Genomic DNA, 18,696 nt, shown 5'->3' with positions numbered 1-18,696 from the left:
GGCCCATTCTCCCCACCCGCTCCCCGACCACCCGCTCCCCGACCGCCCATTCCCTACACGTCCCAGACACCGCGGGCCGCCGCCTCGCGCGCGAAGTCCGAGAAGTCCCGCGGCTTGCGGCCCAGCACTTCCTCGACCCCGTCCACCAGGTGCGCGTTGCGCCCGTCCGTGATCAGCGTGAACAGGTCACCGAACTCCTCCGGCAGCCCGTTCTCCCGCAGCACCGCCCGGTAGTCCTCGTCCGAGACCGGGACGTACGCGATCTCGCGCCCGGTCGCCTTCGACAGCTCGGCCGCGACATCGGCGAAGCTGAGCAGCCGCGGGCCGGAGAGCTCGTACGTACGGCCGATGTGCCGGTCCTCCGTCAGCGCGGCCACCACCACGTCGGCGATGTCCTCGGTGTCGACGAACGGCTCGACGGCGTCGGCCGTCGGCAGGGCGATCTCGCCGGCGAGCACCGGCTCCAGGAAGAAGCTCTCGTCGAAGTTCTGGTTGAACCAGGCGGCGCGCACCACCGTCCAGTCGGCCCCGGACTCCTTCAGCGCCTCCTCGCTCCGCTGCGCCGCCTCCTCGCCGCGGCCCGAGAGCAGCACGAGCCGGCGGACCCCGGCGGCGACCGCCGCCCGGGCGAAGGCTCCGATGTGCTCGTCGGCGCCGGGGAAGCCGAGGTCGGGGTAGTACGTGACGTACGCCCGGTCCACGCCCTCCAGGGCCGGTCCCCAGCTCGCGGGCTCGTTCCAGTCGAAGGCCGGGTCACCGGAGCGCGATCCGATGCGGACGGGACGGCCGAGGGCGGTGAGCTTCTGCGCCACGCGCCGGCCCGTCTTGCCGGTGCCGCCGATGACCAGCGTGCGGAGGGTGGTGCCGGTCTGCGTGTGCTGCGTCGTCTTCGTCATGGGTACCAGTCAACGCCCCACGCCTGAGACGGAACATCGCCGAGAAGCTCAACCACATACGCCTGCGTCCACGGCACGCAAGCCGGCCTCCGCCTGCTACTCCTGCTCGGTGAGCGTGTGCTTCACGAGCGCGTTGGCGTGCCCGTGCCCGATCCCGTGCTCGCTCTTGAGCCAGCCGACGAGCTCCATGTGCTTGGTCAGCGGCGAGGCGCGGATGAGTTCCTGCCACTCGGCGATCGGACGGCCGTACTTCTTCTCGATGGAAGGGAAGTAGCTGGCGGGGCCCTTCACCGGCTCGGTCATGACGGTCCTCTTTCCTTCTGCTGCACACGATGCGACGGATGCGACGTACGAGAGGTAGACCGAGGCCCCCGCGAAAACTCATCGGCCCCACCGAGAAAATATCGGATGATCTCCGCATGATGTGGACCGAACGCACCGTCACCCGATCCGGCACCCGTCTGACCTGCCGTGATTGGGACTCCCACCACCCCGGCTCCACCATCCCCGTCGTCCTCCTCCATGGCCTCGCCGGCCACGCGGGCGAATGGGACGCGGTCGCAGCGCACCTGGCCCCGCACCACCGCGTGGTGGCGGTGGACCAGCGCGGCCACGGAGCCGCCGAGCGCCGCCCGGTGGACGTCTCCCGCGCCGCGTACGTCGCGGACGTGCGGGCCGTCTGCGAGCAGCTCGGCCTGCACCGCCCGGTCCTGGTGGGCCAGTCGCTCGGCGGCCACACCGCGATGCTCACCGCCGCCGCCCATCCGGACCTCGTACGGGGCCTCGTGCTGGTCGACGCCGGCGCCGCCCAGGCGGACCCGGGCACCCCGGAGCAGATCGGCGGCTGGCTGGACTCCTGGCCGCTCCCGTTCCCCACCCTCGCCGAGGCCCGTACCTTCCTCACCGGTCAGGGGCTGAACGGCGAGGCCTGGGCAGCCGGCCTGGAGGAGCGCGCAGACGGCTGGTACCCGCGCTTCGAGCGCTCGGTGATGGTCGCGGCCATCACCGAGAACACCACCCGCGCGTGGTGGCCGGAGTGGCAGGCGGTCCGATGTCCCACGCTGCTGGTCATCGGCGAGAAGGGCATCATGCCGCCCGAGGAGTCCGTCCGGATGCTCGACTCGGCCGACCCGTCCACCGTGACGACGGCGGTCTCCGTCCCCGGCGCCGGCCACGACGTCCACCTGGACCGGCCCGCCGTCGTGCACTCCCTCCTGTCCGCCTTCCTGACGGAACTGCGGCCCTAGGCCTACGGGGCTCCGGCAACCGGGTGGCCGTGGTGACCCGCGGTGGTGACCCCCGTACGACCACGTCGTTCACCAGATCATGATCAAGCGCATCGTCACCACGGCTCTCATCGCCGGTACCGCGGCCCTCGCCGTCGCCGCCCCCGCCCTGGCCGTCGAGCCGCCGCTCGCCGACTCCGTCGCCGGCACCGTCGCGGACGTCCCCCAGGACTTCGCGGGCCTGGGCCCCGGCCAGGCCGGCAAGGACCTGACCGACTTCTCGGGCGCCTTCGAAGCGTTCACCGCGGGCAGCGCCCGGCAGACCGTCTCCAACGGCTGACCCGCACGCTCCCCCCGAACCCCCGGCCCTCGGACCGACCCCGGCCCGGGGGTTCGTCACGACCTGGTTCACCCACAGGTCGATCAATATGATCACATTGCGGTATGACCACGACGAAGACCCTCTACCTGCTGTGTTCCGCCGCCCCGCCCGTCTTCGACGTGGCCCATGTCATCGAGGACGCCCAGTCCCGGGGCTGGGACGTCTGCCTCGGCCTCACCCCCACCGCCGCCCACTGGCTGTCCGGCAGCCTCGACGGTCTCGCCGCGCTCACCGGCCACCCCGTCCGCTGGCAGTACAAGCTGCCCGGCGAACCCGACGTGTGGCCGACGGCCGACGCCCTGCTCTTCGCCCCGGCCACGTTCAACTCGGTCAACGCCTGGGCCCTCGGCCTGACCGACCGCTTCGTCGTCGGGGTCGCCGCCGAGGCCGTCGGCAAGGGCACCCCGGTCGTCACCATGCCCTGCACGAACGCCGCCCTCGCCGCCCACCCCCAGTTCGACCAGTCCCTGGCCGTCCTGCGGGGCGCCGGTGCCAAGGTCCTGTTCGGCGAAGGCGGATTCGTCCCCGGCCCGGCCGGCCCGGACGCCCCGGCGCACTTCCCCTGGGCGGCAGCCCTGGACGAGGTGGACCGCACGACGCCGTCCGCCGCCTAGCCCGCCCGGGCACCGGCCCCCTACTCCCCCGTGGTCCCGTCGATCGCCTCGCGCAGCAGGTCGGCGTGCCCGTTGTGCCGGGCGTACTCCTCGATCATGTGGGCCAGCACGTAGTGCAGGGAGTAGGACTCCTCCCCGTAAGAACCGGTCACGTCCAGGGACTCGGCCGCGTCCACGATCGCCCGCGAGCGCGCGCAGGTGTCCTCCCAGACCTTGAACGACCCGGCGACATCGGCGTCGTCCACGTGGAACTCCCTCCACTCCCCGGCCTCGTTCTTCCCGAAGTACCCGCGCACGTCCTCGCCGCCCACGACGTTGCGGAACCAGCCGCGCTCGACCTCCGCGAGATGCCGTACCAGCCCGAGCAGGCTCAGCCCCGACGGAGCCACCGCCCTGCGCCGCAGCTGCTCGTCCGACAGCCCGGCGCACTTCATCATCAGGGTGTCCCGCTGCCACTGGAGCATGCTGGTGAGGGTGGCACGCTCGTCGCCCACCAGGACGGGCCGGGTCCGCTGTTCGTCGATCATCGGACGATGATCACAGCCCTGCGGCGGGCCGCGCGCGGCCATTTCACATCCCGGACGCCCTGTCCACGGGCCAGGCCGCCAGCCCCGCCACCTTCTCCGGATTCACCTGCAACCGCAGGTTCACGACCCGCCCGTCCCCCGCGTCCAGGTCGTAGGTCAACGCCGCACAGGCGACTCCCCCGTACACGAACACCACCGACTCCTCCCCGTTGACCGGCGCGGACTCCAGGGTCACCGCCTGCAGCGAGGGCTTGGCCAGCATCCCCAGCAGCCAGCGCGCCACGTGGTCGGCACCGTAGAGCGGCCGCCGGGCCGCCGTCACCTTGCCGCCGCCGTCCGACCAGGCCGTCACCTCGGGGGCGAGCAGCTCCATCACCGCGTTCAGGTCCCCGCCCGCGCACGCGGCCAGGAACCGCCGGGTCACCTCACCGCGCTGCCCCGGCTCGGTGGCGAACCGCGGCCGCCGGGCCTGTACGTGGGCACGAGCCCGATGCCCGGTCTGCCGTACGGTCGCCTCCGCGCGGCCCAGCACCTCGGCGATCTCCGCGTACGTGTACCCGAACACCTCCCGCAGCACGAACACGGCGCGCTCCAGCGGGCTCAGGCTCTCCAGCACCACCAGCATCGCGGTCGATACCGTCTCGGCCATCTCCATCTCCTCCGCACCATCGGGCACGGTCGGCGCATTCTCCGTCAGGAGCGGCTCCGGCAGCCACGGCCCGATGTAGGTCTCCCGGGTGGCACGGGCCGAGGTCAGCCGGTTCAACGCCATGTTGGTGACCGTGCGCACCAGGTAGGCCCGCGGGTTGAGGACCGCGGACCGGTCCGCGCGGTCCCAGCTCAGCCACGCGTCCTGGAGGACGTCCTCGGCGTCGACGACGCTGCCGAGCATTCGGTAGGCGACGTCGAACATCAGCCGGCGGTGGGCGGTGAAGGGACCGAGGGCGTCCACAGCAGCTCCCGGGAGGGTCTCAGCAGGGGTCACGAACGATCATGCTGCCGCCGCCCGCGCGGTCTCCGCAAGCGATCCCACCCCTGCCGCGCTGCTCGCGCAGGTCGGAGCCCAGCCCAGCTCACGCCCCGCCTTCGCGTTGGACAGGCGCAGATCCGTGCTCATGATGGTGTGCGCGAGCGGGGCCGGCTTCAGTACCCACAGCGGTACGGTGATCGGCGCGGGCGCCCCGAACGCCGCGGCCACCGCCCGCATGTGCGCGTCCCAGCCCAGCGGCACGTCGTCGGCGATGTTGTACGCCTGCCCGGGCCGCCCCGACTCCACGCCGGCGACCACGGCGTTCGCCGCGTCGGCCACGTCGACCCAGCTCAGCGCCCGCCCCTTGGACGCCACCACGGGCAGCGCCCGCTTGCGCAGCATCGGCACCACGTGGACATCGGTGACACCGGCCCCGTAGAACAGCCCGAAGCGCAGGCTCACCCCCTCGATCCCGTCGGCGGTGAAGGCCAGCTCCTCCTTGGTCCGCATGGCGCCCACGTGCCGCTCCAGCCAGACGTTCGCACCCTGCGGCCCGAAGCCGTCGTCCTCGCCGAGCACGGCCCCGCCGTGGTCCCCGTACCCGTAGCCGAACATCATCGACTCCACGACGAACCGCCGCGCCCCGGTCTCCCGCGCGGCGGCCAGCAGGTTGACGGTGCCCTCGGTGCGCAGCGCGTTCGTCCCCGCCATGTCCTGGTGCCGGGCCATGGTCTTCCCCGACAGGGCCGTGGCCGCGTGCACCACCACGTCGAAGCCGAGCCCGTCCACCGCGCGCAGCAGGCCCTCACGGTCGAGCAGGTCGGCCCGGACCTCCATCCCGGCGCCCCGGCCGAGTCCGGCGACCTCGTGCCCGGCCGCGCGCAGGGCCCGTACCGCCCGCTGTCCCAGAACCCCGCTCGCACCCGCCAGCAGAACCTTCATGGCCGTCTCCTTCTCCGCTCGCCCTTCGCGCTGTCATCCATGGGACCGACGAGCGGCCCGGAACGTGACACGACCCGAAAGAGACCTGGGTCACAAGGACCGGAAGAAGGCCCGGACATCACCCACCAGCAGCTCCGGAACCTCCATCGCGGGAAAGTGCCCGCCCTTCTCGTACGAGGTCCAGCGCACGATGCGGTCGGTCCGCGCGGCGACGTGCCGCAGCGGCACGAAGTTGTCCCGGGGGAAGTCGGCGAGCGCGGTCGGAGTGCTCGACACCTCGGGCGGCGCCCCCTGGTAGTCGGCGTGGGCCCGCTCGTAGTAGATGCGGGCCGCAGAGCCCACGGTCCCCGTCAGCCAGTACAACGTCACGTTGGTCAGCATCTGATTGCGATCCACGGGGCACCGCGGGTCCGCCCACTCCGCGAACTTCTCGCCGATCCAGGCGAGCAGCCCGACCGGCGAGTCGTTCAGCCCGTACGCGAGCGTCTGCGGCCGGGTCGCCTGGATGTCGGCGTAGCCCTGCCGCTCGCGCGCCCAGACCCGGTACCGCTCCCAGGAAGCGAGCGTGCGCTCCCGCTCGGCCGGGCTCAGCGCGGCCAGTTCCTCCGGCCGGGGCTCGGCGGTGGCACCGCCGCCCGGGAGCAGGTTCAGGTGCACCCCGCGCACGTTCCCGGGCCGGATCCGCCCCAGCTCCCGCGAGACGGCCGCGCCCCAGTCGCCGCCCTGGACCCCGTACTCCTCGTACCCGAGCCTCTCCATCAGCACGCCGAAGGCCCGCGCGACCCGCTTGAACTCCCATCCCCGCTCGGTGGTCGGCCCGGACAGGGCGAAGCCGGGGATGTGCGGCAGCACCAGATGGAAGGCATCCCCCGGATCCCCACCGTGCGCCCGAGGATCCGTCAACGGCCCGGCGACCTTCTGGAACTCCACGAACGACCCCGGCCAGCCGTGGGTCATGAGCAGCGGCGTCGCGTCCGGCTCGGGCGACCGCACGTGCGCGAAGTGCACCCGGGCCCCGTCGATCACGGTGGTGTACTGCGGCCATTCGCTCAACCGCGCCTCGGCGGCCCGCCAGTCGTAGCCGGTACGCCAGTACTCCGCGAGCTCCCGCAGCTCCCCGAGCGGCAGCCCGTACGCCCGCCCCGCCCCCGGCACCTCATCGGGCCACCGCGCCAGCTCCAACCGCCGCCCCAGATCGTCCAACTCCGACTGCGCCACCTCCAGCCGAAACGGCACCGCCCACTGCCCCACGCCCCCACCCCTTCCACCCCGACCGACCACACCCACGCCCCCGGACCCCTGACCGTTAACGCCGTTAACCCCCACCCGCGACAAGCCCCCTCACCATTAACGCCGTTAACGCGCCCCCACACCCAAGCCCCACCCCCGCAGAGCATTAACGCCGTTAACACCCCGCCGCACCCCCAGCCCCCACACCCCATAGGCGTTAACGCCGTTAATGCCCGCCCCAGCCCCAGCCGCCCTCAGCGTTAACGCCGTTAATGCCCCCGGCCCGCCCACACTCCCGCTCACACCCACGCCCACGCCCACGCCCACCCTCAGCGTTAACGCCGTTAACGCCTCCGGCCCGCCCACGCTCCCGCCCGCGTCCACCCCTGGCGTTAACGCCGTTAATGCCCGCCCCAGGCCTAGGCCCAGCCGCCCTCAGCATTAGCGCCGTTAATGCCTTCGGCCCGCCCGCGCTCCCGCGCACCACGACCACCCACGCGTTAACGCCGTTAATGTCCCCACCACCCGCCCACGCTCCCGCCCGTGTCCACGACCACCCCCGGCGTTAACGCCGTTAATGCCTACCCCCGCCCACCCGCCCGCTCCGCCACCAGCAGCCCGAGCCCGTCGAGGATCCGATCCAACCCGAAGTCCAACGCCTGGCCCTGCCCCCCGGCCGCCGCCCCGGCGGCCAGCGCCGCCCCGAGCGCCGGGTACTTCTCCCCGTGCACCCGCATCACTTCCCCGAGCACCGATGCCGGCTGCGCGTCCGTCCCCTCCCCGCGGCCCCGCACGCCATCGCCCGCCATCACCCGCCATCGCCCGGTCCTGCTCCGCGATCCCGCGTACGTGCCCCGACACCAGCACCACCGCGTCGATCGACTCGGCCCCCGTCAGTCCGCACCCGTCGAGCGCGGCGAGTGCCCGCTCCATCCACCCGACCTCGACCGGTCCCATCACCCGCGCCCCGACCGTCGCCTCCAACAGCCACGGATGCGCCCGGAATCCGGCGAGCAGCTCCCGCGGCCACGCCGCCAGCCGCTCGCGCCAGCCGTCCCCCACCGGACGGCCGTCGAGGACCGAGGGGTCCGGCATGGCGGCTTCCACATCAGCGAGACGAGCTCCGCCCTGCCCGGCACGTACCGGTACAACGCCATCTTCGAGACGGCCAGCTGCCCGGCCACTCCCTGCATCGATACGCCGGCCAGCCCCTCGGCGTCCGCAAGGACGACCCCCGCACCGGCGATCCCTCCACCGTGAGCCCCCTCTTGGGCCCGCGCGCAGGCTTCGCCGGCGGCCCCCAGAGCAGCCGAACGGCCGCGCCCCACTGCTGGTCCGCGTCCGTCATCGGACCCCCTCGCACTCCACCCGCCACCAAACCGCGTCCAACGGACGCATTAACGGCGTTAACGCCCGTCCCGGCGCTGACACTCGCGGCGACGCCCCGCCCTCGGTCCACACCCACAACGCCGAGACCCTGCCCATCAACCCCGCTCATCAGCGCGTCCTCCGACATCCAGGCAACCTCCCACGCGCGCACCCACCGCGAGGACCTACACCCCGCGACCGTCGACCCGCGGAACTCCCCCCTCGGAACTCCCTGCTCCCGCGGAGCGAAGCGCACCCGCCTCGCCCGAGCGCCGGCCCGAACCAGAACCGTCGCCCTCCGACTCCGCACCTCACCCAACCGACTGACGACACATCGCCCCGTCCACCCCAGCCCCCAGGGAGGGCGATTCCCGGCCGATCCTCACCACTTCGTTAGCAAAACTCAAGCGTGGCGCCCACGAACACCTCCGAACGTTAGTAAAGTCCCTCGCATGACTTCGCCTTCGTCTCCGAGCGACCGTGAGAAGGTCGTCTCCAAACTCCCCCCGTGGCTGCGCCAGGAGCTCAAGATCCGCACCGCCCAGCTGCGGGTGGACATCCAGGACGCCGTCCACCAGGGCATCGCGCAATGGAGCGCGCTCGCCTCCTCCCCCTCCCCCGTCGACACCTCCGGCGCCGAGTCCTTCTCCACCTGGCTGCCCGCCGGCCAGTGGGAGTCCTTCCGTACCGGCTCCAAGGACCGCGGCGTCTCCCTCATCCAGGGACTCGCCCAAGCCGTCTCCCTCTGGCTGGAGATGAACCCGGCCCCCACCGTGAAGCGGCCCTCGGTCGTACGCCGCATCGTGGTGTGCAACCAGAAGGGCGGTGTCGGCAAGACCGCCATCACCGCCGGCACCGCCGAGGCCCTCGCGGAGGACCCCGACACCCTCCACCCGGTCCGCGTGGCCCGCCAACTGGCCCGTCTCTCGGCCGCCGAGGACGGAGACCAGACGGCCCCGGAGACCATCGTCTCCGCCCCGCCGGTCGACCTCGAAGACCTGCCCGGCCTCGGCATGCGCGTCCTGCTCGTCGACTTCGACCCGCAGGGCCACCTCACGAAGCAGCTCGGCCGGCAACCCCTTCCCATCGGCGGCGACAGCCTCACCTGCCACATGGCGGGCGAGGCCAAGGGCCCGCTCTCCGACCTGATCGTCCCCATCCCGGACGAGCACTTCGGCGACCGCCTGCACATCCTCCCGGCCTGTACGGACGCCTTCCTCCTCGACGTCCGCCTCTCCACGGTCCGCGCCCGCGAGGCCGCGCTCGAACGGGCCCTCGCCCCCGTCGAAGCCGACTACGACGTCATCCTCATCGACTGCCCGCCGAGCCTCGGCCTCAGCATGGACGCCGCGATCTACTACGGCCGCCGCCGCGACGCCGAACAGCCCGGAGCCTCCGGCGCGCTGATCGTGGTCCAGGCGGAGGACTCCTCGGCGGACGCCTACGACCTCCTGACCTCCCAGATCAACGATCTCCGCGACGACCTCAGCCTCGACATCGACTACCTCGGCCTCGTCGTCAACCTCTACGACGGCCGCCGCGGCTACATCGCCACCAGCTCCCTCCAGGCCTGGATGGACATAAAGGATCCGCGGGTCGTGGCGATCGTCCCCGACCTCAAGGAACAGCGCGAAGCGGTCCGCGTGAAGCAGCCGCTGTTCGTCTACGCACCCAAGGGCGAGCAGGCAGTCGCCCTGCGCGCCCTCGCAAGGGAGATCTCATGAGCAAGGCCGACAAACTCGGAGTCTCGAGCTCCTTCGCCCGCGCCCAGCCCGTCGGCGTGAGTTCCCGCCGCGCGGCCATCGCCGAGGCCACGGGCGCCCCCACCTCCGGAGTGGTCCCGCCCTCGGAGGTGCCGATCGAGGCCCTCGCCCACAACCCCTTCAACCTCCGCGAGGACCTCACGGAGCTCGAGGAGCTGGCGGCGTCCCTCACGGTCCGGGGCCAGCTGCAGCCCCTGGCCGTCGCCACCCGCATGGCCTTCATGGAGGCCCACCCCGGCAACGCCGACGGCCTGGGCCGCGCCCCGTACGTGGTCATCGATGGCAACCGGCGCCTGGCGGCGGCCCAGCGCGCCGGCCTTCGCACCATGCAGATCCACGTCAACGACACGCTCGCCTCCTCGGCGGCGGACATCCTGGAGTCGGCGCTCATCGCCAACGTCCACCGCGTCGACGTGGCCCCCATGGACCAGGCCCGAGCCCTCCAGGAACTGGTCGAGGTCCACGGCTCCCAGGCCCAGGTCGCCAAGCGCCTCGGCAAGACGCCGGCCTGGGTCTCCCAGCGCCTGACCCTCCTCAACCTCACCCCGGAACTCCAGGACAAGGTCGAGACCGGCGAACTCAAGGTGGAACCGGCCCGCCGCATCGGCCGCCTCCCCCAGGAGGACCAGGCGTCCGCGGCAGAGGAAGCCGTTAACGCCGTTAATCCCCCACGCCAACGCACCCGCCCGACCCCCACCCCGGAATCCCACCCCTCCCCGTCCCCGTCGTCCCCCTCCCCTCGCCGCATCACGATCGCGGCGGACTCCCCGGACACGATCGCGGACGCCCTCACCGCCCACCTCACCCCGGACGACCTGAAGGCGGTAACGGAACTCCTCCTGACCCGCATCTAGCCCACCCACCCACTAACCCACCCACGAAGGGGGCGTTGGCCCGGAAGGACCACCACCGCCCCCACGTGTGTTTCACGTGCGTTCCATGGTGCGGTTCGCATAAGCTGCGCCTGGAGGTGCCCCATGCCCAACGCGCACGAAAACGAACAGACCACGCTCTTCGCCGCGGTCGATGCCCTACTCGAAGAGGCCGCGGCACAGGACGCCCTCCCGCACCCGGACGAGCGCAAGCGCCTCCGCGAGGCCGCGGGCCTGAGCCAGGACCAGATCGCCCAGGCCCTGTCCGTCCGCCGCGAAACGGTCACCTCCTGGGAGACGGGCCGCACGGCCCCCCGCCCCCCGAAGCGCGCCGCCTACGCCCGCCTCCTCAACGGCCTGGCAGACCTCCACGGCATTAACGCCGTTAACGCCACCCCCATTAACGCCGTTAACACCCAGCCCCCCACCCCTCACCCCACCACAGAACAACTCCCCGCCCCCCAGACCCCCGCCCCCCAGACCCCCGCAGCGCAGGTCGCAGCGCCCCAGACCACCGCAGCGCAGGTCGCAGCGCCCCAGCCCCCCGCAGCGCAGGCACCCGCACCCCAGGTCGCAGCAGCGCAGGTCGCCGCACCCCAGGCCACCGCACCCCAGGCCACCGCAGGCCAGGCCACCGCAGAGCAGGTTGCCGCAGGCCAGGCCACCGCAGAGCAGGTTGCCGCAGAGCAGGTTGCCGCAGAGCAACTGCCCGCCCCACAGACCACCGCATCACAAGTCGCAGCAGAGCCGTCCGCAGCTGCCACACCTCAAGCCGCCTCCCCGCAGACTGCCGCACCGACGACGGCAACCCCGCAGGCCGCCACATCAGAGCCCGCCGCGGTGGAGCCCGCCTCGGCCCAAGCCACCGCCCTGCAGCCCACGCCCGCGCCCCCGCACCCCGCCGCCCCCCAGGCCCGCGCCGAAGGCGCCGGGCCCACCCCCAGCGCCGCCGCACCCATTAACGCCGTTAACACCACCCCCCACACCGAGCACGCCGGCCCCGAAGCCACACCCCCGCAACCGGGGCCTGGGGCGGAGCCCCAGTTTCGGGAAGGGGCGGGTAGGGGAACAGCCCCGCAGGGCCCGCCCCACACCCCACACCCCACACCCACCACCCCCCACCCCCACACGACAACACCCCTCCGCCCCAGGACCACCAAGGCCACCAAGGCCACCAGGGCCACGAGGGCGACCAAGCCCACCCCCTCCCCCCTCCCGGAGGGCAACGGCCCCCTAGCCGTACTGGACGGCACAGGAAAGGCCCACGCCGCCCACGGCGCAGTCCTCACACCCCCCACCACCCTCACCCTCCCCGCCCTCGTCGAGTGGGCCCTCACCCCCGCCGCCGACCTCCGCTCCCCCCGCCTCCACCGCAACGGCAAGGACGGCGACCCCCTCCTCGTCCTCACCCCCGCCGCCACCGAGGCACTCGGACTCCCCCTCGTCCTCGAAGACCGCCGCGGCCTGCGCCTCCCCGACGACCACCCGGTCATCAAGCAGCTCACCAAAGCGAAATGGCAGCTGACCCGCCGCGGCTTCGGCCCGTGGCCCCGCATCTACCGCCCCGCCACCCCCACCACCGGCCGCCAGTGCGTCCAGCTCGCGATCCTCCCCTGGGGCGCCCTGGACCCCCGCGCCTGGGGCGAGGCAACCTCCCACCTCCCCGCACCGGAACTCGCCGAGCTCCTCACCGCGTACGCAACCCGCGTGCTCACCCCCCGCGGCTCGACGGCCGTCACCGGCCTGGAGCTGATGACGGCACTGCGCCCGCCCACCCGCGCCGCCCGCGACGAGTCCACGAACGCCTGGGTCTCCGCCCCGGTACCCGGCTCGCTCACGCGCCCCGTCGACCCCGCTCCCCCGGAGGCCCCCGACGAGCACCCGGTCGTCGCCGCCCTCTACCCCCGCTCCCACCAGCGCACCCCGGACCAGGTCCTCGACGAAGAGGCGTACGACTGGATCCGCGATCCCCAGCTCCTCACCGACGCCGAGTGCGCCCGCACCCACGCCGTGGGCATCGACGTGAACATGGCCTTCGCCGCGGCGGCCAACCGCCTCCTCGTCGGCACCGGCCCCGCGGTCCACACCGACGGCCCCCGCTTCGACCCGAAGCTCCCCGGCTGCTGGCTCGCCGACCTCTCCGCCGAAGCCGCCGCCCTGGACCCCCGCCTCCCCAGTCCCTTCACCCCGAACGGCCTCCCGCCCACCGGCCCCGCCTGGTACGCCACTCCGACCCTCGCCTACGCCCAGGAGCTCGGCCTCACCGTCCGGCCCACCGAGGCCTGGCTCCGCCCGGAGCACGGCCCGTACCTGGACGCCTGGTACACCCGCCTGCGCGACGCCTACATGGCGACGATGGCGGACCTCGGCGTCCCCTCGTCCCTCACGGACTCGGCCTTCCTCCAGGCGATGGCGGAGCACAAGAAGGAAAAGGAAGACGGCCACCCCTCCCCCCACACCGCGGTCCTCTCCGCGATCAAGTCCACCGTCAAGGGCGGCATCGGCAAGCTCCGCGAACGCCCGCAGGGCGCCGGCTACCGCCCCGGCGAGAGCTGGCCCGCCCTCGAACGCCCCACCTGGCGCCCCGACATCCGCGCCGCCGTCATCTCGACGGCCCGCGTCAACATGCACCGCAAGATGCAGAAGCTCGCAACAGCGGCAGACCTCCACCCCATCGCCGTCCTCTCGGACTGCGCGGTCTACCTCTCCGACGGCCCCAGCCCCCTCGACTTCCTCCCCCGGACCCCCGAGGGCAAGCCGCTGCCCGGTGGCTTCCGCCTCGGCGTCAGCCCCGGCATGGTCAAGCACGAGGGCACCCAACCCCTGCTCTGGGCCGTTCAGCTACTCGACGAACGCCACAACCCCGCCCGCCACATCAAGGGCCACGACGCCGCGGCCGACGGAGAGTAAGAGCCACCCATGTCCGAGATCAGCGACAGCCTCGACCGCGCCGACGAGCAGAACTTCACCCGCCCCATCCCCAAGTCGGCGGGCGCCCAAATCCGGTACCTCGTCAAGCAGCTCAAATCGACCAAGGCGGTGGCCGACCTCCTCGCCATCTCCCGCCGCACCGTCGAGCGGTACGTGAAGGACCAGATCAAGCAGCCCAAGCCGGCCCTCTCCGCCCGCCTGGAGCGCGAGGTCCGCCGCCGTTGGCAGCCCCTCGTCCGCAAGCGCGCCCGCGACAAGGCCGCGAAGCAGACCGGCCTCGTCATCGAGACCCGCGCCCGCTTCGGCTTCAGCGCCGCCCCCGGCACCACCGACGACGGCAGGATGCGCCGCATCACCCAGCACCTCCCCCCGGAGTACGCCTCCCGCCTCTTCAGCGCCCACGAGGCCGGAGCCACCGAAGCCCAGCTCCGCGGCATCACGGCCGAAGGCCTCCAGGAGATCTACTTCAAGGACAACGGCGCCCGCGCCCAGGGCCTCCTCGTCGAGTTCACCGACATCGACTATGTAGAACTCAACTTCTGAGACCACACCAAGGACCACAACAGTGACCAGCACCCCCGACCACCACGACGTATTGGCGAAACGTTTCGAAGAGTTACGCCCACACCTCCGGGCCGTGTCCTACCGCATGCTCGGCTCACTCGCCGAGGCCGAGGACGCCGTCCAGGAAACCTGGCTGCGCCTGAGCCGCTCCGACCCCGCCGAAATCGACAACCTGCCCGGCTGGCTGACGACCGTGGCCGGCCGGATCTGCCTGGACCAGCTCCGCTCCCGCGCCTCCCGCCATGAAGAGCCCCTGGAGGCCCGCCCGGCGGAGCCCCTCCCCGGCGGCCCCTCCGACGACGCCGCCCGGACCCCTGCCCCCGAGCAGGAAGCCCTGCTGGCCGACTCGGTGGGCGCCGCCATGCTGGTCGTCCTGGACCGGCTGACCCCCGCCGAGCGCCTCGCGTTCGTCCTGCACGACCTGTTCGCCGTCCCCTTCGAGGACATCGCGCTGATCACCGAGCGCACGCCCGCCTCCGCCCGCCAGCTCGCCAGCCGCGCCCGCCGCCGGGTCCGCGGCGCCGAGACGGGGCCCCAACCCGACCTCGTCCGCCGGCACCACATCGTCAGCGCCTTCCTGAAGGCGGCACGCGGCGGCGACTTCGAGGCCCTGCTCGAAGTCCTCGACCCCGATGTCGTGGCGCGCGCCGACAACGGCATGGCCGGCGCCCTCTCCGCCATCCACGGGGCCGCTCTGGTGGCCCGTCAGGCAGCCACGTTCGCCCAGTTCGCCCAGAGCGCGCAGCTCGCCCTCGTCAACGACGGCGTGGGCGTCGTGGCCCGCTTCGACGGCGGCTTCCGCGTCATGCTCTTCACCATCCCGGACACCCGCATCACCCAGGTATCGGTGATCACCACCCCACCAGCCGTGGCAACCCTGAACATCCACGTCCCAACCCAGGACAACACCCGCTAAGCCCCTCACCGCCCCCCTAAGCCCCTCGGACACCACAAAGGGCCCCGGAGTACTCCGGGGCCCCTAAAAGCCCCTGAGCACCCCTCAGAAGCCCTGCAAACACCACTCACTCAGCCAACCGCGTGCAGCGCCCTACGCCGCTTCGACTCAGCCGCCTTCTTCGCGACGGCCTGAGCCGCCCGCTTCTTGCGCTGCTCGGCGAGCTGATCCTGATACGCCGCCACGGCCCGGTGGTAGCTGGCCACATAGCCCCGCGCGTCCAGCCGCTCCTCGGCGTCCATCTCGTTCACGGCGGCGACCGCGTCCTCGAACGACGTGTACCCGGCAAGCATCGGGTTGATCTGGTAGACCCCGTTGCGGATCTTCCTGACCAACTTCGCCAGCTCCAGGCTCCTCAAGGCGGCGTTCACGCTCGGCCGGCTCAGGTCCAGCATCCCGCCGACCGTCGCCTGGTCGATCAGAATCCGCCCGCCCGGCTCACTGAGCGAACGCAGCTTCAGCAACACCCGGTACGCCGCCGGCGGCAGGTCGAGGTCGGAGAGCAGCCCATCGGCGTTGACCGCAGCGAATCGCAAGGTGCTCACTGAGCCGTCCCTTCTCCCGTGCGCTTCGTCCGGCTCACCCGACGCGCAGCGCGCTCTCTTGCCCGTTCGGCCCGCAGTTCCGCGATGGCCTGCCTCATGTGGTCCAGCGAGGGGAAGCGCACCAAGTCCGGCAGGCTCGTATCGCTACGAATCTGCGAGATGGTCCCGTGCTGCTCCACCTTCACGAACTCACCCGTCATCTCAGTACCCGGGATGAACTCCGCCACCCGGTAACTGTAGGGCGGGTTGAACTGATACACACCCCGCCGCACCTTGAAGACGATCCCATGAGACATCACCGTGTGCAGCGCTTCCGAGGTCTTCGTCCGGCTGACATCCAGGATGGTAGCCATCTCCTCCTGGGTAAGTGGAATCCGCCCCCCCGCCCGCTGGCAGGCGATGAGCAGCAGGATCAGCCGCAGGGGCAGCGCTTCCCGGAAGTACTGGGCGATGACGAGGAAGAACTCGAGGCTGTCCATCGAGAACGCATTCGGCTGGTTCTCGGTCCCGTAGAACTCCAGCGGCTTGCGCTCGCCGTCCAAGGTCAGCTTCCGCGTCGGGTACCGCTTCGCGAGGCTGTCCAGGTCCTTGACCGGAGCCAGGGGCTGACTCCACGCGGAGATCGCATCGTCCACCGGCAGATCGGGACGCGGGGTCCCTACCGGATTGCCCCGGCGGCGCTGTGGCTCTGATGACACGAGGCTGCTCTCCACTCCGTTGATCTGCGGAGATCAGTATGTCAACAAGGGTGACACAAGTGTCACGCTCGTTGACGTTCGGCGTGTCTTGTGTCCCCTCACAGGTGACATATCTCAGCCACACCCTCCCCGAACCCCCCTCCCAACCCACCCCGGCCAACCCCACCCGCCCGACCACCAGTTAGCAGACAGATCTCCCCCCATACGTCAGCCCCCCCGACGTTTTACCGCATTTTACGTCAACCTCACTGACGTTTCGCAGTCGTTGTGTCCCCCTAGCAGCGACACAACCACCGAGATATGTCCCTCCTGAGGGGACATATCTTTCTGCCCGCACCCCCTCTGACCTGCGACAACGCATCTCCGTACCTTCTATAGGCCGGTGGTCGCTCCCGCCCAAGCCCCAAACGCCGTCCCAACCGACCCGGACGACCCACTTCCGCCCAACAAACAGCACCCCTCCCACAACCCGAACCCCCCACCGGAACCCCTCACTCCCCAGCCACAACCCCGCAGAATCTGACTGATTCCCGTCTCTATCCACCCCACATTTTGAATCAACTCACGAACCAAACCCTTAACCCCGTAAACACCCCCACCTCACACCCCCGTTAACGCCGTTAACACTCACCCGGAAACCCCAGGTCACCACCGCAAACCCCCACTCCCCTCCCAAAACTGCCCAACCACTACCATTCGCTACCGCGAAGACCGCAACCGACCCCCCTCAACGCCTCTAAACCCCCACGGAACAGCAATGGCCTATTTGGAACCCAGAGCACAGCAGCCGGCCTTGCACACCGAAGACCACCTCAGCCCAAGGACCCGACCCTGGCTGAAGCACCGAGCCTTCACCCCCAACACAATGTGCTGGGCTACCTGAAGCCAAGCAAAAGTCCAGCGGTCCCCAAGACCCAGCTCACTCGAAGCCCCAAGCCCCTTCTCCACCCGCGTAGTACTTGGGTCGTCTGAGGTAGGACCCGGTCCCAGTGCTTGGTTCCGGGAGGCCACGGAACTTGGCGGTCTCCTACAGCTATGAGACCCCTGTCAGGCTCCTCGACCAGGAGGTGACGGTCTGAAGGAAGCTGACACCCAATGCCAGGACTCCAGCCCGAAGGGCCGGCCATAGCTCGGAGCGAAGCGGAGAGCCTTGCCCAAGGGGTCCCGACGAGCACAGCGGAAGGGTCCTTGTCCTGGGCATGCAGCGCTGGCGAAACGGGCCCTTGTCCTGGAAGAGAGACTGGAAGGACAAGGGGTGGGAGCGGAGCGGACACTCCACCAGGCCGAAGGCCTGCACCCCATGGAATGGGGTCAGCTCCGGGAGAGCGCAGCAGACCCGGAGCAGTCTGAAGCGAAGCTCAGGAGTCCCGGCCTGAAGGGCCAGCCATGGTCCGGCGAAGCCGGACCACCTGGACTAAGGCCGCGCTCCCGAAGCGAAGCACAGGGCAGGCCCAAAGGGCCCCAGCTCCGCGAAGCGGAGCCGTTCTCTCCTGAGCGCGCAGCGCTCAGGTACCTGCTCCGAAGGAGCAGGCTCTAGCTCCGCGAAGCGGAGCTGCGCCGAGCGAAGCGAGGGGGTACTCCAGCACGCCGAGCGAAGCTCGGCGGTTCTTTTCCCAGACGCGCAGCCCCTGGGAACCCGGCTCCGAAGGAGCCGGCCCTAGCTCCGCGAAGCGGAGCTCCCCCAAGCGCAGCGAGGGGGTTCCTCTCCTAAGCTCGCAGCGCTTAGGAACCCTCTCCAAGAAGAGGGCTCTAGCTCCTCGAGGCCGAGCTCCCCGAGCGCAGCAAGGGGATTTCCCTCCTAAGCGCGCAGCGCCTAGGCCCCCTCCCGAAGGAGGGGGTCTTAGCTCCACAAAGCGGAGCACCCCCCAGCGCAGCGGGGGAGTACCTCAGGCGCGCAGCGCCTGGGTACCCGCTCCCGAAGGGAGCGGGCCTAGCTCGGCGAAGCCGAGCACCCCCGAGCGCAGCGAAGGGGGCCCTCTCCTAAGCGCGCAGCGCTTAGGCACCCCCTCCAAAGGAGGGGACCCTAGCTCCGCGAAGCGGAGCTCCCCCAGCGCAGCGGGGGGGGGAGCGGTCATGGTCCGGCGAAGCCGGACCGCCGGGGCGAAGCCCCGGCTCCCAAAGCGAAGCGCAGGGCAGGGCCCAAAGGGCCCCGCACCCGCGAAGCGGGTGCGTTCTCTCCTGAGCGCGCAGCGCTCAGGTACCCGCTCCGCGGG

General features: G+C 71.2%; 17 protein-coding genes and 2 pseudogenes. 9 read left to right on the top strand and 10 right to left on the bottom strand.

Annotated elements, in window-relative coordinates; all coding sequences use genetic code 11:
- Positions 1 to 53: 53 nt before the first annotated feature.
- Positions 54 to 896, bottom strand: a complete 843-nt coding sequence (locus ACZ60J_RS33410; RefSeq protein WP_469687709.1) for an NmrA family NAD(P)-binding protein — start codon at positions 894 to 896, stop codon at positions 54 to 56.
- 96 nt (positions 897 to 992) lie between these two features.
- Positions 993 to 1,199, bottom strand: coding sequence for a DUF4287 domain-containing protein (locus ACZ60J_RS33405; RefSeq protein WP_469687707.1), 207 nt, complete (start codon positions 1,197 to 1,199; stop codon positions 993 to 995).
- 116 nt (positions 1,200 to 1,315) lie between these two features.
- Here ACZ60J_RS33405 and ACZ60J_RS33400 point away from each other — a divergent pair, with 116 nt between their 5' ends.
- From ACZ60J_RS33400 to ACZ60J_RS33390, 3 genes are all read left to right on the top strand, one after another.
- Positions 1,316 to 2,143 (top strand): alpha/beta fold hydrolase, encoded by an 828-nt coding sequence (locus ACZ60J_RS33400; RefSeq protein ID WP_469687705.1) that lies wholly within the window; start codon positions 1,316 to 1,318, stop codon positions 2,141 to 2,143.
- 79 nt (positions 2,144 to 2,222) lie between these two features.
- Positions 2,223 to 2,462 (top strand): hypothetical protein, encoded by a 240-nt coding sequence (locus ACZ60J_RS33395; protein WP_469687703.1) that lies wholly within the window; start codon positions 2,223 to 2,225, stop codon positions 2,460 to 2,462.
- Positions 2,463 to 2,566: 104 nt separating this feature from the next.
- Positions 2,567 to 3,118, top strand: a complete 552-nt coding sequence (locus ACZ60J_RS33390) for a flavoprotein (protein ID WP_469687701.1) — start codon at positions 2,567 to 2,569, stop codon at positions 3,116 to 3,118.
- 20 nt (positions 3,119 to 3,138) lie between these two features.
- Here the strand turns inward: ACZ60J_RS33390 and ACZ60J_RS33385 are convergent, their stop codons facing one another.
- The 6 genes and pseudogenes from ACZ60J_RS33385 to ACZ60J_RS33360 form a co-directional block, all read right to left on the bottom strand.
- On the bottom strand, positions 3,139 to 3,645 hold the full coding sequence (locus tag ACZ60J_RS33385) for a DinB family protein (protein ID WP_469687700.1): 507 nt from the start codon (positions 3,643 to 3,645) through the stop codon (positions 3,139 to 3,141).
- A 43-nt stretch (positions 3,646 to 3,688) separates the two neighbouring features.
- Positions 3,689 to 4,630, bottom strand: a complete 942-nt coding sequence (locus tag ACZ60J_RS33380) for an RNA polymerase sigma-70 factor (RefSeq protein WP_469687698.1) — start codon at positions 4,628 to 4,630, stop codon at positions 3,689 to 3,691.
- A 6-nt stretch (positions 4,631 to 4,636) separates the two neighbouring features.
- Positions 4,637 to 5,557, bottom strand: a complete 921-nt coding sequence (locus ACZ60J_RS33375; RefSeq protein WP_469687696.1) for an NAD-dependent epimerase/dehydratase family protein — start codon at positions 5,555 to 5,557, stop codon at positions 4,637 to 4,639.
- 90 nt (positions 5,558 to 5,647) lie between these two features.
- On the bottom strand, positions 5,648 to 6,808 hold the full coding sequence (locus ACZ60J_RS33370; RefSeq protein WP_469687694.1) for an epoxide hydrolase family protein: 1,161 nt from the start codon (positions 6,806 to 6,808) through the stop codon (positions 5,648 to 5,650).
- A 560-nt stretch (positions 6,809 to 7,368) separates the two neighbouring features.
- Positions 7,369 to 7,539: a hypothetical protein gene (locus ACZ60J_RS33365; protein WP_469688086.1), complete on the bottom strand. Its 171-nt coding sequence runs from the start codon at positions 7,537 to 7,539 to the stop codon at positions 7,369 to 7,371.
- Between the two features lie 127 nt (positions 7,540 to 7,666).
- Positions 7,667 to 7,882, bottom strand: a pseudogene (locus ACZ60J_RS33360) (TetR/AcrR family transcriptional regulator C-terminal domain-containing protein); the annotation flags it as partial.
- Between the two features lie 725 nt (positions 7,883 to 8,607).
- Here ACZ60J_RS33360 and ACZ60J_RS33355 point away from each other — a divergent pair.
- From ACZ60J_RS33355 to ACZ60J_RS33330, 6 genes and pseudogenes are all read left to right on the top strand, one after another.
- A complete protein-coding gene (locus ACZ60J_RS33355; protein WP_469687692.1) occupies positions 8,608 to 9,879 on the top strand; it encodes a ParA family protein in 1,272 nt (423 codons plus the stop codon).
- Positions 9,876 to 10,772 carry a ParB/RepB/Spo0J family partition protein gene (locus ACZ60J_RS33350; protein ID WP_469687690.1) on the top strand — a complete coding sequence of 299 codons (897 nt, stop codon included), beginning with the start codon at positions 9,876 to 9,878 and terminating at the stop codon, positions 10,770 to 10,772. The genes ACZ60J_RS33355 and ACZ60J_RS33350 overlap by 4 nt, the downstream gene beginning before the upstream one ends.
- A 123-nt stretch (positions 10,773 to 10,895) precedes the next feature.
- Positions 10,896 to 11,084 (top strand): annotated as a pseudogene (locus tag ACZ60J_RS33345) (hypothetical protein); the annotation flags it as partial.
- Between the two features lie 546 nt (positions 11,085 to 11,630).
- Positions 11,631 to 13,700 carry a telomere-associated protein Tap gene (gene tap / locus ACZ60J_RS33340; protein WP_469688068.1) on the top strand — a complete coding sequence of 690 codons (2,070 nt, stop codon included), beginning with the start codon at positions 11,631 to 11,633 and terminating at the stop codon, positions 13,698 to 13,700.
- A 9-nt stretch (positions 13,701 to 13,709) separates the two neighbouring features.
- Complete coding sequence (gene tpg, locus ACZ60J_RS33335) at positions 13,710 to 14,264, top strand: telomere-protecting terminal protein Tpg (RefSeq protein ID WP_250744355.1); 555 nt, start codon at positions 13,710 to 13,712, stop codon at positions 14,262 to 14,264.
- A gap of 22 nt (positions 14,265 to 14,286) precedes the next feature.
- Complete coding sequence (locus ACZ60J_RS33330) at positions 14,287 to 15,201, top strand: sigma-70 family RNA polymerase sigma factor (protein ID WP_469687688.1); 915 nt, start codon at positions 14,287 to 14,289, stop codon at positions 15,199 to 15,201.
- A 110-nt stretch (positions 15,202 to 15,311) separates the two neighbouring features.
- Here ACZ60J_RS33330 and ACZ60J_RS33325 read toward each other — a convergent pair whose 3' ends face one another.
- Positions 15,312 to 15,785 carry a MarR family transcriptional regulator gene (locus tag ACZ60J_RS33325; protein ID WP_250744360.1) on the bottom strand — a complete coding sequence of 158 codons (474 nt, stop codon included), beginning with the start codon at positions 15,783 to 15,785 and terminating at the stop codon, positions 15,312 to 15,314.
- Complete coding sequence (locus tag ACZ60J_RS33320; RefSeq protein WP_239516702.1) at positions 15,782 to 16,420, bottom strand: helix-turn-helix domain-containing protein; 639 nt, start codon at positions 16,418 to 16,420, stop codon at positions 15,782 to 15,784. Before ACZ60J_RS33320 ends, ACZ60J_RS33325 begins: the two co-directional genes overlap by 4 nt.
- Positions 16,421 to 18,696: the final 2,276 nt, after the last annotated feature.

The organism is Streptomyces sp. NPDC104226 (genome assembly GCF_055584085.1).
The sequence above is the reverse complement of the archived record's forward strand: the minus strand, read 5'-3'. Positions and strand labels throughout refer to the sequence as shown.

Bases quoted from the DNA above. Each gene is read 5' to 3' on its own strand.
- ACZ60J_RS33410 (WP_469687709.1), bottom strand. From the start codon at position 896: ATGACGAAGACGACGCAGCACACGCAGACCGGCACCACCCTCCGCACG.
- ACZ60J_RS33405 (WP_469687707.1), bottom strand. From the start codon at position 1,199: ATGACCGAGCCGGTGAAGGGCCCCGCCAGCTACTTCCCTTCCATCGAG.
- ACZ60J_RS33400 (WP_469687705.1), top strand. From the start codon at position 1,316: ATGATGTGGACCGAACGCACCGTCACCCGATCCGGCACCCGTCTGACC.
- ACZ60J_RS33395 (WP_469687703.1), top strand. From the start codon at position 2,223: ATGATCAAGCGCATCGTCACCACGGCTCTCATCGCCGGTACCGCGGCC.
- ACZ60J_RS33390 (WP_469687701.1), top strand. From the start codon at position 2,567: ATGACCACGACGAAGACCCTCTACCTGCTGTGTTCCGCCGCCCCGCCC.
- ACZ60J_RS33385 (WP_469687700.1), bottom strand. From the start codon at position 3,645: ATGATCGACGAACAGCGGACCCGGCCCGTCCTGGTGGGCGACGAGCGT.
- ACZ60J_RS33375 (WP_469687696.1), bottom strand. From the start codon at position 5,557: ATGAAGGTTCTGCTGGCGGGTGCGAGCGGGGTTCTGGGACAGCGGGCG.
- ACZ60J_RS33355 (WP_469687692.1), top strand. From the start codon at position 8,608: ATGACTTCGCCTTCGTCTCCGAGCGACCGTGAGAAGGTCGTCTCCAAA.
- ACZ60J_RS33350 (WP_469687690.1), top strand. From the start codon at position 9,876: ATGAGCAAGGCCGACAAACTCGGAGTCTCGAGCTCCTTCGCCCGCGCC.
- tpg (WP_250744355.1), top strand. From the start codon at position 13,710: ATGTCCGAGATCAGCGACAGCCTCGACCGCGCCGACGAGCAGAACTTC.